The following is a 13,246-nucleotide window of genomic DNA, read 5'->3' as shown; positions in this document are numbered from 1 at the left end:
GCGTGGGAGCCGTCGATGAAGTTGCCCTGGCGCGCGACGATCCCCCCTTGGGGACCATGGATGGCCAGCTCCGGGAAGATCTCGATATTCCGGGATCACAGGGCTGTAACCCTGTGGACCACGGCCACCGGCGCGCGGGCACGGCACTGGCCCTGCCCCTGCTCCCGCTCTCGGCACCGGCTGCCGGGGGCGGGGACGGTACGCGGCCGAGCCCCTGCGCTACCGCTGGAAGGGCCGAGGCACGTGCGGAGGCTCAGGTGTCCGGGCACTCCTTCCAGGCCAGGTGGTAAACGGTGTTGACGCTCGCGTCGGTCGAGTCCATGGCCATGAAGCTCGTGGTCTTCTCGGGGTTCGAGCTTCCGGCGTCTACCCGGAGTTCCGTGTTGATGTTGAAATTGCGCTTCTCGCCGCAGGGCGCCCAGACGTAGGCCGCGATCTCGGTGACATCGGAGGTCTGCCAGTCGTCGTTGAGCGGGCCGTTGAACGGATGTCTCGCGTCCGTGGTGTGTGGCGATCCCTGAAAGTAGTAGTTCGCCTTCTGCAAGCCCGTTGCTCCGCGCTCGAGTTTCGCGAAGCCGCGGTAGTCGGCGGCGGCGATGGCGTAGGTGAAGCCCTGGGGTACGTGCACGCGCAGATTGAGCTGGCAGTTCTTGCGGAAGTCGGTGGGACTCGCACCGACCCCCACCTTCGCCAGATACTCGCTGTAGGTCACCGTGAAGGCCGTGTTGTCGGGTGCGACGGCGACTGCGGCGGTCCCCTCCGGACACCCGGATCCGTTGACGGTGGCGAGCTCGACGACGATTTTGTCGGGCGGAACGGGAATCCCGAGGGATGCCGGCTGAGCCGGCTGAAGGGACACCGGCGAGACGAGTAGGGCAGTGAGCGCACTTCCTGCAAGCGCCATGCTGGGCATGGAATGTCCTCCTGGTCGTCGTTGGTTCTGCGTGGTCTGCGCTGTACCTCGACGCGTGCCGAATGGCGGCGGCTCATGACACCACAGGCAATCAGACATGTACATGGCGTTACTGGCCATCGGTCCTGTCATGGGCGGATGCCGGCCTCTTTCCGGCCGCCCCCGCAATGGCCGGAAAGGCTCTCACCGTTGCCCGACTCTTCCCGTGGATACAACGGACAAGCGAGTTCATGACCGTGGAGCCCCGCATTGTGGAAACGAGTGCGTCATTGTCGTGGACGAGGCGCTGCCGATCGGTCCGATTTCTGTTTCGGCTCTCCGTGCGCAGCCTGCTGCATTCTGAATCCGGGAGGCGCCGGGAACTCAACTCCCTGGATGCGGACCGCGTACTAGGCTCGGCGCCATGACCTCCACCGCGCTGGACGCGATCGGCCGCAGCCCGTACGTCAGCCTCGTCACATACCGCCGGAACGGCGTCGCGGTGGCCACCCCCGTCTGGGCCGTCTCGGACGGCACCCGGATCTTCGTCTGGACGCGGAGCGACTCCGGCAAGGTGAAGCGCATTCGCAACAGTGGCCGGGTGACGGTCACTCCGTGCGATGCGCGTGGCCGGATCGCGGAGGGTGCGCCGAGCGCGGAAGGCGTGGCGACGCTGCTCGGTGCGGAGGAGCTCCACCGGGTCCGCACGCTCCTCGCGGGCAAGTACGGATGGCGCTTCCGGATCGTCGACGGCGGCGGCGCGCTCATCCGCCTCGGCAAGCGGCCGCACACGGGTGTCGCCATCGTGGTCTGAATACCCGCCGGTGCGGCGGCGCGCTCATCCGCCTCGGCAAGCGGCCGCACACGGGTGTCGCCATCGTGGTCTGTATACCCGCCGGTGCAGCGTCGCTGTGCGGGTTCGGAAAACTGCCTGTAGCAAACCCGTGCCCACGTCGTAACACGCCGGGTGTCCAATGCCAGCTACCCGGGGGCCGGTCGGCTGGAGGAGAGGGGCGGGTAATGCGGGACGGGCGACTCCCCGACGAGGTCGTGGAGTTCGGTGCCTATCTGTACGAACTCCTGGGCGCGCTCGATCCGGACGAGGGCTGGTACGGGGTCTTCGGACAGCGCGACCCCGAGGGCATCCGCGCCTGCCTCGAGGGCACGGAAGTCCTGCCGTGGGACGTGGTCGACGCCTTGCTGCGCGACCTCGCCGTACAGCACGGCTCCCCGACCGCGGACCGACAGCGGCCCCGCGCCGAACGGCTGCACCAGGCGTCGGTGGCGGCGTACGACGTGCTGGTCGGTGGCCGGGAAGGGCTGCTGGACCGGCTCGACGTCATGCTCCGGGAGCGGCAGTACGCGGCCGCGCGTGAACGGGAGTTGAGCGCGGCGCTGGCCAGGGCTGGGACGCGCGCGGATGCCGACAGCCTCGCGGCGGAGCTGGCCTGGGCCCGGGACGACCACGCGCGGGCCGCCGCCCGCTGCCAGGAACTCAGCGGCCGGCTGGAGGCGCTGGACCGTGGCGACGAGCAGCCGCTGCCGGGCTGGGTGTCCGGGCCGGGGACCTCACGGCCGGACGGTTCGGGCCCGGCGCCCGGCGAGGAGTCGCCCGCCCCGCATCCGGCGGACCAGGAAGCGGACCAGGAAGCGGACCAGGAAGCGGACCAGGAAGCGGACCAGGACGCGGACCAGGAAGGCGTCGCCGACGGCGGCCGGGGGGCCGCAGGCGCGGCAAAGGCCAAGGCGCCGTTGAGGGGAGCCAGGTTCGCCGGGATTGCCGAGGCGGAGGGCGCGACGGAGGGCTCGGTGTCCGCCGCCCCGGATCCGCAGCCCCCCGCCGCGTCCGGCGCTCCCGCCAAGCCGCGCGGAGCCCGTTTCGCGGGGGCGTACGGGGAGGAGCAGGGCGAGGCCCGCCCCGTGCAACGTGCCAAGCCGCGCGGGGCCCGCTTCGCCGGGGCGTACGACGAAAGCGGTGACGAGGACGGGGGCGGCGGCGACCGCGGTGGCAGGAGTGGCGGCAAGGGCGACGGCAGGGGCAACACCCGCTCCACCAGGCGCGGATCTCGCGCCGACCGCACCGCCCGCGCCGACCGCACCTCGCACCCGGCACCTGCTTCCCGGCAGCCCGACGCGACCCAGCTCGCCGCCGCCCGGCGCGGGACCGCCGAGGCCGTCGCCCGCCTCGCGGCCCTCCGCGCCTCCGGCCGCGGCGGGGAGGCGTACGTCGTGCTGTGCGAGGCCGCGGCAGGACCCGCCGAGCAGCTCCCGCAGCTGCTCGCCGCGCTGGAGCGCTCCGGGCTCGCCGCCGATGTGGCGACGCTGCTCTGGGAGGCGGCGCTGCTGGCACCACCCGCCCTGGCCGCCGCGGCCGGAGCGCTGGCGGACGCGGGGCGTACCGAGGACTGCGGTGTCCTGCTGCGCCAGGCCGTCGCCCGCCCCGCCCCCGAGGTCGCCGGCACCGTTCTCGCCCTGCGCGCCGCCGACCGTGCGGCCGAGGCCGGGACCCTGATGACGGCTCTGCTCCGGGCACGTACGCCCGAGGAGGCCGCCCGGGTCGCGGAGTCCGACCCCGGGGAGCTCGTGGAGCCGCTGCTCGACGCGGCCTCGGACGTGTCCCCGCACGGCTACCGCGATCTCGCGCACGCGCTCCGTATCGCGGGCATCCCCGGAGGTCCCGACGTAGCCTGACCACGTCCGATGTGCGGGCATCCCCGGTGGTCCCGACGTAGCCTGACCACGTCCGATGTGGCCCGTTGCGGTACGAAACTTGATCGACTCTGCTGCGTAACGGCGATGGTCTTGCCACGGTGCGTGACGGGGCTTACGTTCTCCAGCAACGTTCCGCGTCTACGTGCGTAGAAGCATGCGTAGAAGCGCTTTGACGTCGGCGGGGAAGCGGGTTTCCCCGCCCTGCACAGCGCAGTGAAGGAGCAGCTCATGGCCAATGTCGTCCGCGCCGCACTGGTCCAGGCGAACTGGACCGGGGATACCGAGTCCATGATCGCGAAGCATGAGGAGCACGCCCGCGAGGCCGCCCGGCAGGGCGCAAAAGTGATCGGCTTCCAAGAGGTGTTCAACGCACCCTATTTCTGCCAGGTCCAGGATCCGGAGCACTACCGCTGGGCGGAGCCCGTCCCCGACGGCCCGACGGTCCGCCGTATGCAGGACCTCGCCCGGGAGACCGGGATGGTGATCGTCGTCCCCGTCTTCGAGGTCGAGCAGTCCGGCTTCTACTACAACACCGCCGCCGTGATCGATGCCGACGGCACCGTACTCGGCACCTATCGCAAGCACCACATCCCCCAGGTCAAGGGATTCTGGGAGAAGTTCTACTTCAAGCCGGGAAACCTGGGCTGGCCGGTCTTCGACACCGCGGTCGGCAGGATCGGGGTCTATATCTGCTACGACCGGCACTTCCCGGAGGGATGGCGCGCGCTGGGGCTGAACGGCGCCCAGCTCGTATACAACCCCTCCGCCACCTCCCGCGGTCTGTCCGCCTACCTCTGGCAGCTGGAGCAGCCCGCCGCCGCTGTCGCCAATGAGTACTTCGTCGCCGCGATCAACCGCGTCGGCCAGGAGGAGTACGGCGACAACGACTTCTACGGCACCAGCTACTTCGTCGACCCGCGCGGCCAGTTCGTCGGCGAGGTCGCCGACGACAAGGCCGAGGAACTCCTCGTCCGCGACCTCGACTTCGACCTGATCGACGAGGTCCGCCAGCAGTGGGCCTTCTACCGGGACCGACGCCCCGACGCGTACGAGGGGCTGGTGCAGCCGTGACTCCGTTGTCCTTCTACCGGGACCGACGCCCCGACGCGCACGAAGGGTTGGTGCAGCCGTGACACCCATGCCCCCGCCCGACACCCACCCGAGTCTCCTGGGCCGCCACCAGTCCGTCATGCCCGACTGGCTCGCGCTCTACTACCGCGATCCCCTGGAGATCACGCACGGCGAGGGCCGCCACGTCTGGGACGCCGAAGGCCGACGCTACCTGGACTTCTTCGGCGGCATCCTCACCACGATGACCGCCCACGCCCTGCCCGAGGTGACCAAGGCCGTCACCGAGCAGGCCGGCCGCATCATCCACACCTCCACGCTCTACCTCAACCGCCCCATGGTGGAGCTGGCCGAGCGCATCGCGACCCTCTCCGGAATCCCGGACGCCCGGGTCTTCTTCACCACCTCCGGCACCGAGGCCAACGACGCGGCGCTGCTGCTGGCGACCACGTACCGCCGGTCCAACCAGGTCCTGGCGCTGCGCAACAGCTACCACGGCCGCTCCTTCTCCACCGTCGGCGTCACCGGTAACTCCAGCTGGTCTCCCACCAGCCTCTCCCCGCTCCAGACGCTGTACGTGCACGGCGGCATCCGCGGCCGCGGCCCCTACGCCCAGCTGTCCGACGCGCAGTTCATCGAGGCCTGCGTCGCCGACCTGGAGGACATGCTCGCGCAGACGCGAGGCGGGGAGGTCGCGGCGCTGATCGCCGAACCGGTGCAGGGCGTCGGCGGGTTCACCGCCCCGCCCGACGGCCTGCTCGCCGCCTTCCGCGAGGTCCTCCAGCAGCACGGCATCCTGTGGATCTCGGATGAGGTGCAGACCGGCTGGGGCCGGACCGGCGAGCACTTCTGGGGCTGGCAGGCGCACGCCGCCGCGGGCCCGCCGGACATGCTCACCTTCGCCAAGGGCATCGGCAACGGCATGTCCATCGGCGGCGTCGTCGCCCGCACCGAGGTGATGAACTGCCTCGACGCCAACTCCATCTCCACCTTCGGCGGCAGCCCCGTCACCATGGCCGCGGGCCTCGCCAACCTCACGTATCTGATCGAGCACGACCTCCAGGGCAACTCACGGCGGGTCGGCGGGCTGCTCATCGAGCGGCTGCGGGCAGCCACCGCCGGGCTGCCCGTCGTACGGGAAGTGCGCGGCCGCGGCCTGATGATCGGCCTCGAGCTGGTGGACGCCGACGGCTCGCCCTCGCCACAGGCCGCAAGCCTCGCCCTCGAATACGCCCGGGAGCAGGGCCTGCTCATCGGCAAGGGAGGCCGTGAGGGCAACGCGCTGCGCATCGCCCCGCCGCTCAGCCTGAGCATCGCCGAGGCGGAGGAGGGCGCGGCGATGCTCGAAGCGGCGCTGCGTCAGGTGCAGTCCGAGGCCGACGGAGAGAGCCGGTCCTGACCTGGACCGTCATCCGCGAGGGCATCGTCTTGACCGCCACGGACGGCTGGCCACCGGCCGTCTGTGGCGGGTTATACCATCGTCGCGTTCCCGAACCCGATCGGGCTGCCCCGTCCCGTCTGAACAGGCATCACCGAGAGGGATATTGCCTGCTGCCGGGAGAACTGCCAGGAGACTGCCGGGAGATCCGCCAGGGAACTGCCGGGAGAACTGCCAGGGAACTGCCGGGAGATCCGCCAGGGAACTGCCGGGGGAGCGGTCCAGGGCGGGGCACAGGTGACTCCGTGGATCCGGACCGAGCGCGACCGGTCGTCGGGCCGGTCTCCGACCGCGTTGTGTGCCCACCCGACACAGTCGTCTCCGCATGGTGACCGTTGCCGCGCGTACGGTTCGGTCCAGGCCGTGCGCCGGACCCGCTGACCTTGACCTAGACCACGTTGCGCCGGACGGGTCTGTCGGCGGGGGAAACGTGATCGTCTTCCGCGATTAACCGTAACAGTCTTGCCACAGTAGGTGACACGCTTCTACTTTCTTCTCCACGACCGTCGGCTTCTACGGGCGTAGAGCTGCGTAGAGCTGCGGTAACACCCTGTTAAGGAGTTGCCCATGCCCGAGTGTGCGCGTGCTGCGCCGGAGCCGGGCGACTCGAGCATCCAGCGGTCGCAGGCCCTCGCCACCGAGGGCGTTCCTGAGGGCACCCCGTCGCGCACCGCCCTCCGCAGCGTTCAGCACCCTTGCCGGGGCGGGGGAGGGCCCGGTCCCGGAGAGGCGAGCAAACAGGCCCGGAGCGAACTGGAAGGAGTGGGAGCATGACCCGCACCGTCATCCGCGGCGGACTCGTCGTCACCGCTGCAGACGAGACCCATGCCGACGTCCTGATCGAGGACGGCCGGATCGCCGCCCTCGCCGCGCACGGCAGCGCGTACGGGGAGAGCTGGACGGCCGACCGTACGATCGACGCCACCGGCAAGTACGTGCTCCCGGGCGGCGTCGACGCGCACACCCATATGGAGCTGCCCTTCGGCGGCACCTTCGCCTCCGACACCTTCGAGACCGGCACCCGGGCCGCCGCCTGGGGCGGGACCACCACGATCGTGGACTTCGCGGTACAGACCCGGGGCCACGCCCTGCGCTCCGGACTCGACGCCTGGTACGCGAAGGCCGACGGCAACTGCGCCATCGACTACGCGTTCCATATGATCCTCTCCGACGTCAACGAGGGCTCGTTGAAGGAGATGGACCTCCTCGTCGCGGAGGGCATCACCTCCTTCAAGCTGTTCATGGCCTATCCGGGGGTCTTCTACAGCGACGACGGGCAGATCCTGCGCGCCATGCAGCGCTCGGCCGGCAACGGCGGGCTGATCATGATGCACGCCGAGAACGGCATCGCGATCGACGTCCTCGTCGAACAGGCCCTGGCCGAGGGCCGCACCGACCCCCGCTACCACGGCGAGGTCCGCAAGGTGCTGCTGGAGGCCGAGGCCACCCACCGTGCCATCCAGCTCGCGCGGGTCGCGGACGCGCCGTTGTACGTCGTGCACGTATCGGCCGAGGAAGCCGTCGCCGAGCTGGCGCAGGCCCGCGACAAGGGGCTGAACGTCTTCGGCGAGACATGTCCGCAGTACCTCTTCCTGTCCACCGACAACCTCGCCGAGCCGGATTTCGGGGGCGCCAAGTACGTGTGCTCGACGCCGCTGCGGCCGCGCGAGCACCAGGCGGCCCTCTGGCGGGGCCTGCGCACCAATGACCTCCAGGTCGTCTCCACCGACCACTGCCCGTTCTGCTTCACCGGCCAGAAGGAGCTGGGACGCGGCGACTTCTCGAAGATCCCCAACGGGCTGCCGGGCGTGGAGAACCGGATGGACCTGCTGCATCAGGCGGTCATCGACGGGCACATCTCACGCCGCCGCTGGATCGAGATCGCCTGCGCCTCGCCGGCCAGGATGTTCGGCCTCTACCCGCGCAAGGGCACCATCGCGCCGGGCGCGGACGCCGACGTCGTCATCTACGACCCGCACGCCGAGCAGGTCATCTCCGCCGAGACCCACCATATGAACGTCGACTACTCGGCGTACGAGGGCAAGCGGGTCACCGGCCGGGTGGAGACCGTGCTCTCACGCGGCGAATTCGTCCTCACCGAGCGGGAGTTCACCGGACGGGCCGGCCACGGCCTGTACGTACCGCGCGGCACCTGCCAGTACCTCGTCTAGGAGCTCTGATCCATGGACTTCGGACTCGTCCTGCAGACCGACCCACCCGCCTCGGCCGTCGTCGGACTGATGCGCCGCGCCGAGCGCAACGGCTTCCGCTACGGCTGGACCTTCGACTCCGCCGTGCTGTGGCAGGAGCCGTTCGTCATCTACAGCCGCATCCTGGAGCACACGCAGCGGCTCACCGTCGGCCCGATGGTCACCAACCCGGGCACCCGTACCTGGGAGGTCACCGCCTCCACCTTCGCCACCCTCAACGACATGTACGGCAACCGCACCGTGTGCGGCATCGGCCGCGGCGACTCCGCCATGCGGGTGGCGGGCCGCCACCCCAACACCCTGGCCCGGCTGGGCGAAGCGATCCCCGCCATCCGCGATCTGGCGGAGGGCAGGGAGGCGGTCGTCGACGGCACACCGCTGCGCATCCCGTGGGTGAAGGACGGGAAGCTGCCGGTGTGGATGGCGGCGTACGGGCCCAAGGCGCTGGCGCTCGCCGGGCAGAAGGCCGACGGCTTCATCCTCCAGCTGGCCGACCCGTTCCTGACGGAGTGGATGGTCCGGGCCGTACGGACCGCGGCGGCCGAGGCGGGCCGCGACCCGGACTCCCTGACCATCTGCGTGGCCGCGCCCGCGTACGTGGGAGACGACCTCGCGCACGCCCGGGAGCAGTGCCGGTGGTTCGGCGGCATGGTCGGCAATCACGTCGCCGACCTGGTCACCCGCTACGGCGAGCACTCCGGACTGGTGCCCGAGGCGCTCACCGACTACATCAAGGCCCGGCAGGGCTACGACTACAGCCACCACGGCCGGGCCGGCAACCCCGACACCGCCTTCGTCCCCGACGAGATTGTCGACCGCTTCTGCCTCCTCGGCCCCGTGGAGTCGCACATCGAAAAGCTCACGGCGCTGCGTGAGTTGGGCGTCGACCAGTTCGCGGTCTACGCGATGCACGACGCTAAGGAATCCACCATCGACGCGTATGGAATGAGCATCATTCCCGCCTTGGGCTGAGGTAAGGGATCCGCCATCGAGGCGTACGGAACGAGCATGATTCCCGCCTTGGGCTGAGGTAAGGGATCGACCATCGACGCGTGCGGAACGAGCATGATTCCCGCCTTGGGCTGAGGTAAGGGATCGACCATCGAGGCGTACGGAACGAGCATGATTCCCGCCTTGGGCTGAGGTAAGGGAGCCACCATCGACGCGTACGGAACGAGCATCATTCCCGCCCTGGACTGAGGTACCGATGACCGCGACCGTCCCGCCCGTACCCCCTGCGATACAGACCGTCCACCCCGACGGGCGGGTCGAGCTAGCCCCCGGCGAGGAGCTGCCCGACGGCCCCTTCGCCAACGCCGACCTCCGCCCGGTCCCGGTCGCGGACCGGCACTGGACCACGTACAACTTCACCGCCCTGTGGGTCGGCATGGCCCACAACATCCCGTCCTGGACGCTCGCCTCGGGCCTGGTCGCCCTCGGCATGGACTGGAAGCAGGCCGTTCTCACCATCGCGCTGGGCAACATCATCGTGCTCTTCCCGATGCTGCTCACCGGGCACGCGGGACCCAAGTACGGCATCCCCTTCCCGGTGCTGGCGCGGGCCTCGTTCGGGCTGCGCGGGGCCAATCTGCCCGCCATGATCCGGGCCGCGGTCGCCTGCGCCTGGTTCGGTATCCAGACCTGGATCGGCGGGCAGGGCATCTACATCCTGCTCGGCAAGCTCTTCGGCGGCGGCTGGGCGAAGGCCGCGGAGGTCGGCGGCTACCCGTGGACGCTGTGGCTCTGTTTCGTGGTGTTCTGGGCCCTTGAACTGGCCATCATCTACCGGGGTATGGAGACTCTGCGGCGGTTCGAGAACTGGGCGGCGCCCTTCGTCATCGTCGGGGCGGTCGTCCTGCTGGTCTGGATCACGGTCAAGGCGGGCGGCCTCGGACCGCTGCTCGACCAGCCGTCGAAGCTGGGCTGGGGCCCGGACTTCTGGAAGGTCTTCTTCCCGTCCCTGATGGGCATGATCGGCTTCTGGGCCACACTGTCCCTGAACATCCCGGACTTCACCCGCTTCGGAAAGGGCCAGCGCGCCCAGGTCTGGGGCCAGTCGCTCGGACTGCCCACCACCATGACGTTCTTCGCGCTGCTTTCGGTCCTGGTCACCTCGGGCTCGCAGGCCGTGTACGGGGAGGCGCTGTGGGACCCGGTGGCCCTGGCAGGGAAGACGGACAACGCCTTCGGCCTGCTCTTCGCGCTGGTCACGGTCCTGGTCGCCACAGTGAGCGTCAATATCGCGGCCAACGTCGTCTCGCCGGCGTACGACCTGGCCAACCTCGCGCCGAAATTCATCAACTTCCGAACAGGCGCGATGATCACCGGCGTCGTCGGCGTCATCATCTTCCCGTGGAAGCTGACGGCGACGCCCGAGCTGTACATCTTCACCTGGCTCGGAGTGGTCGGCGGACTGCTGGGCACGGTCGCGGGGATCCTGATCGCCGACTACTGGCTCGTCCGCCGCACGGTGCTCGACCTCGCTGATCTCTACCGTCCCGGCGGCCGCTACTGGTACGCGGCCGGCTGGAACTGGCGGGCGCTGCTCGCCTTCGGCGTGGGCGGTCTCCTCGCGGTCGGCGGCGCGTACTCCGCACCGGGGAAGGGCCCCTTCCCGGCCGACGGGCTGATCCCCTTCCTCCAGCCGCTCGCGGACTACGGCTGGGCGGTGGGCCTGGGCACGGCGTTGGTGCTGTACGCCGCGCTGATGCTTCCGATCCGAGGTGAGGACAGGGGGCAGTCCTGATTGTGGCTGCTGGCCGGGCGGCTTTTGCGGGCAGTCCGGGACGGTTGCAGCCCGGTCGCAGGGCGGATCCGGGGCCGAAGCGTGGCAGCAGGCACATCCAGCGGCACGAGGACGCTGCACGTGTCCGCCACGGCCCGCGCCTGCATATAGGAGATCTTGCCGCGCTCCAGCATGCCCAGGGTGGTCGGGAACCGGCCGTCCAACTCCCGCGCGATGTCGAGACGGTCACCGGCGGTGGCGTTGGAAAGGTGCAAGGCGGAGGCGACCTCCTGGCCGCGAAGTCGTACTCCGCCTCCGCGGCCCGATTCCACTCACCCTCCGGCAAGGCAGCCTGGGAATCCGCATCCAGGGCGGCCAGGATGTGCACCTGCCGCGCCTGGATCCAGGCCGCATGCCGCTCCAAGGCTCTCAAGGCATCGATACGGCCCCTGTGCGACAGCTTCTCCGGGTCCAGCACGTCCAGCACCGCGGCCGTCCCGGCCTCCGGCGCGGTCCCGGCCAAGTAGGTCGCCCACTCATCCGGTGTCCCCGGCCCCGTAACGGAGTCCCCCACAGCGATCAGCCCCCCAGCGATACGATCAACTCACGCCCCCACAGTGCGAGTTCCTAGCTCCATTCTCGCTCACTCAGAGTGATATCGCCAGGTCGCCAAGGGGATCCACTCGAACGAGTGAGTGAATGTGCCCGGTCGGAAGCTCAGCCCACGAAAGTCCGCAACGTCGGCGGGATGAAGACCGGGCGTGTGCGCGTATGTCTCCGGCAACCACCCACCCACACCGGCCACGCTTATCCGCTTTGATCATTGAACCCGCACCCGGCCAGGCGAAGCCCCCGCCTCCAGCTGTGCAGCCCCGATGGCGATCCGTCCCGACGTCCGGAATTCCGACAACGGCCTTCAGCCCCCGCCGTCCTGGACGGTGGCCAAGCGACAGGTCCGTTCCGCCAGGTCGCTGATCCGTACGCCGTCGAAACCGAAGACCGCGCTGCGGACGCGGTCCTCCAGCGGGGACGTCCAGCGGGCGGGGAGCGCGGCCGCCCCGCACAGCACACCCGCCACGGACCCGGCCGTCGCTCCGTTGGAGTCGGTGTCCAGACCGCCGCGGACCGTGAGCGCGATGGTGGCGGTGAAGTCGCCCTCGCCGTAGAGGAGTCCGGCGGTGAGGACGGCGGCATTGGGCACGGTGTGGATCCAGTGCAGATGGCCCGTCGCGCGCTCCAGCTCGTCGAGTGTGTCCTCCCAGCGGGCGCCCGCCTCGTACAGGGCGGCGGTGCGCCGGATCGTACGGGCGACCCGGCAGCCCGGCGGGATCTGCCCGAGGGAGGCCTCCAGCGCGGCGCGCGGCGAGCCCGCGACGAAGGCGGCCGCGATGAGCGCGGCGGCCCACATCGCGCCGTACACCCCGTTGCCGGTGTGCGACAGCACCGCGTCCCGCCGGGCGAGGGAGGCGGCACGCCGCGGATCGCCGGGCGAGGTCCAGCCGTGGATGTCGGCGCGGATGAGGGCGCCGATCCACTCCTGGTAGGGGTTGTCCACGGTCGCCGCGACCGGGGGCTTCAGGCCGCGCGCGAGATTGCGATACGTGGCGCGCTCGGCGGTGAAGGTCTGCAGATAGGGGAGCCGGAGCAGCCACAGATCGCCGACCTGCTCGGTGGTGAAGTCGAAGCCGTGGGTCTCCAGCAGGTGCAGACCGAGGATCGAGTAGTCGATGTCGTCGTCCCGGGCGCTGCCGCGGATATTGCCGCGGGTGCACTGCGGCCACTCGGGGCGGAGCTCGAACTCGCCCTGCTCGACCGGGTCTCCGGGCGCGGGCGGCGGGATGTAGTCGGTGAGCGGGAGCGCGTCCGTACGGCGCAGATAGCGGTCGATCCGTTCCCGCGTCCAGTGGTCGCCGCGCTCGACGGGCTTGCCGAGCATGTTGCCGGCGATCCGGCCGAGCCAGCCGCCGAGGATGCGGTCGTCGAGGTCGGCGGTGCGTGGGGCAGTCATGTCTCCGGTCTACTACCGGAAGCGTCAGCCGTACGGTGCCGCGCCGCACGGAGTTGCGCACGGGTCGGGACGGCGGCCGATTCCTCGCCGTCGCCCCAGACGCCCGGCTTCCGGTTGTGCGTACGCTGCCCGAGAGCCGCCGGGAGGCAGGCCCCGTGCCGCCGCGCGGCTTTCTGTCGGGGTTCCGGTGCGG

The 13,246-nt window shown here is 70.1% G+C and carries 10 protein-coding genes; 7 read left to right on the top strand and 3 right to left on the bottom strand.

Going from position 1 to position 13,246, the window contains the following annotated elements:
- Positions 1-253 precede the first annotated feature (253 nt).
- Positions 254-913, bottom strand: coding sequence for a DUF4360 domain-containing protein (locus ABZW18_RS26740; RefSeq protein ID WP_356191967.1), 660 nt, complete (start codon positions 911-913; stop codon positions 254-256).
- 403 nt (positions 914-1,316) lie between these two features.
- On the opposite strand from ABZW18_RS26740, the gene ABZW18_RS26735 reads away from it, so the two are divergent.
- From ABZW18_RS26735 to ABZW18_RS26705, 7 genes are all read left to right on the top strand, one after another.
- Positions 1,317-1,706, top strand: a complete 390-nt coding sequence (locus ABZW18_RS26735) for a PPOX class F420-dependent oxidoreductase (RefSeq protein WP_356191964.1) — start codon at positions 1,317-1,319, stop codon at positions 1,704-1,706.
- Between the two features lie 206 nt (positions 1,707-1,912).
- A complete protein-coding gene (locus ABZW18_RS26730) occupies positions 1,913-3,583 on the top strand; it encodes a hypothetical protein (RefSeq protein WP_356191962.1) in 1,671 nt (556 codons plus the stop codon).
- 249 nt (positions 3,584-3,832) lie between these two features.
- Positions 3,833-4,675, top strand: coding sequence for a nitrilase-related carbon-nitrogen hydrolase (locus tag ABZW18_RS26725; protein ID WP_356191959.1), 843 nt, complete (start codon positions 3,833-3,835; stop codon positions 4,673-4,675).
- Between the two features lie 67 nt (positions 4,676-4,742).
- Positions 4,743-6,071: an aspartate aminotransferase family protein gene (locus tag ABZW18_RS26720; RefSeq protein ID WP_356191979.1), complete on the top strand. Its 1,329-nt coding sequence runs from the start codon at positions 4,743-4,745 to the stop codon at positions 6,069-6,071.
- Positions 6,072-6,880: 809 nt separating this feature from the next.
- Positions 6,881-8,281, top strand: coding sequence for a dihydropyrimidinase (gene hydA / locus ABZW18_RS26715; RefSeq protein ID WP_356191956.1), 1,401 nt, complete (start codon positions 6,881-6,883; stop codon positions 8,279-8,281).
- 12 nt (positions 8,282-8,293) lie between these two features.
- The gene (locus tag ABZW18_RS26710; protein WP_356191954.1) at positions 8,294-9,292 is read left to right on the top strand and encodes a TIGR03842 family LLM class F420-dependent oxidoreductase; all 999 of its coding nucleotides are present in this window, start codon (positions 8,294-8,296) and stop codon (positions 9,290-9,292) included.
- A 235-nt stretch (positions 9,293-9,527) separates the two neighbouring features.
- Complete coding sequence (locus tag ABZW18_RS26705) at positions 9,528-11,066, top strand: NCS1 family nucleobase:cation symporter-1 (protein WP_356191952.1); 1,539 nt, start codon at positions 9,528-9,530, stop codon at positions 11,064-11,066.
- On the opposite strand, the gene ABZW18_RS26700 is transcribed toward ABZW18_RS26705, so the two are convergent.
- Positions 10,976-11,377: a DUF222 domain-containing protein gene (locus ABZW18_RS26700; protein WP_356191950.1), complete on the bottom strand. Its 402-nt coding sequence runs from the start codon at positions 11,375-11,377 to the stop codon at positions 10,976-10,978. The two genes, ABZW18_RS26705 and ABZW18_RS26700, sit on opposite strands and share 91 nt — an antisense overlap.
- A 584-nt stretch (positions 11,378-11,961) precedes the next feature.
- Complete coding sequence (locus tag ABZW18_RS26695; protein WP_356191947.1) at positions 11,962-13,053, bottom strand: ADP-ribosylglycohydrolase family protein; 1,092 nt, start codon at positions 13,051-13,053, stop codon at positions 11,962-11,964.
- Positions 13,054-13,246: the final 193 nt, after the last annotated feature.

The organism is Streptomyces sp. NPDC004647 (assembly GCF_040609575.1).
GTDB lineage: Bacteria > Actinomycetota > Actinomycetes > Streptomycetales > Streptomycetaceae > Streptomyces.
Note: the sequence above shows the minus strand (reverse complement) of the source record. Positions and strands in the feature narration are given on the sequence as shown.

Coding starts and splice junctions, on each gene's coding strand:
- ABZW18_RS26730 (WP_356191962.1), top strand. CDS start 1,913: ATGCGGGACGGGCGACTCCCCGACGAGGTCGTGGAGTTCGGTGCCTAT.
- ABZW18_RS26735 (WP_356191964.1), top strand. CDS start 1,317: ATGACCTCCACCGCGCTGGACGCGATCGGCCGCAGCCCGTACGTCAGC.
- ABZW18_RS26725 (WP_356191959.1), top strand. CDS start 3,833: ATGGCCAATGTCGTCCGCGCCGCACTGGTCCAGGCGAACTGGACCGGG.
- ABZW18_RS26695 (WP_356191947.1), bottom strand. CDS start 13,053: ATGACTGCCCCACGCACCGCCGACCTCGACGACCGCATCCTCGGCGGC.
- ABZW18_RS26740 (WP_356191967.1), bottom strand. CDS start 913: ATGCCCAGCATGGCGCTTGCAGGAAGTGCGCTCACTGCCCTACTCGTC.
- ABZW18_RS26720 (WP_356191979.1), top strand. CDS start 4,743: ATGCCCCCGCCCGACACCCACCCGAGTCTCCTGGGCCGCCACCAGTCC.
- ABZW18_RS26705 (WP_356191952.1), top strand. CDS start 9,528: ATGACCGCGACCGTCCCGCCCGTACCCCCTGCGATACAGACCGTCCAC.
- ABZW18_RS26710 (WP_356191954.1), top strand. CDS start 8,294: ATGGACTTCGGACTCGTCCTGCAGACCGACCCACCCGCCTCGGCCGTC.
- hydA (WP_356191956.1), top strand. CDS start 6,881: ATGACCCGCACCGTCATCCGCGGCGGACTCGTCGTCACCGCTGCAGAC.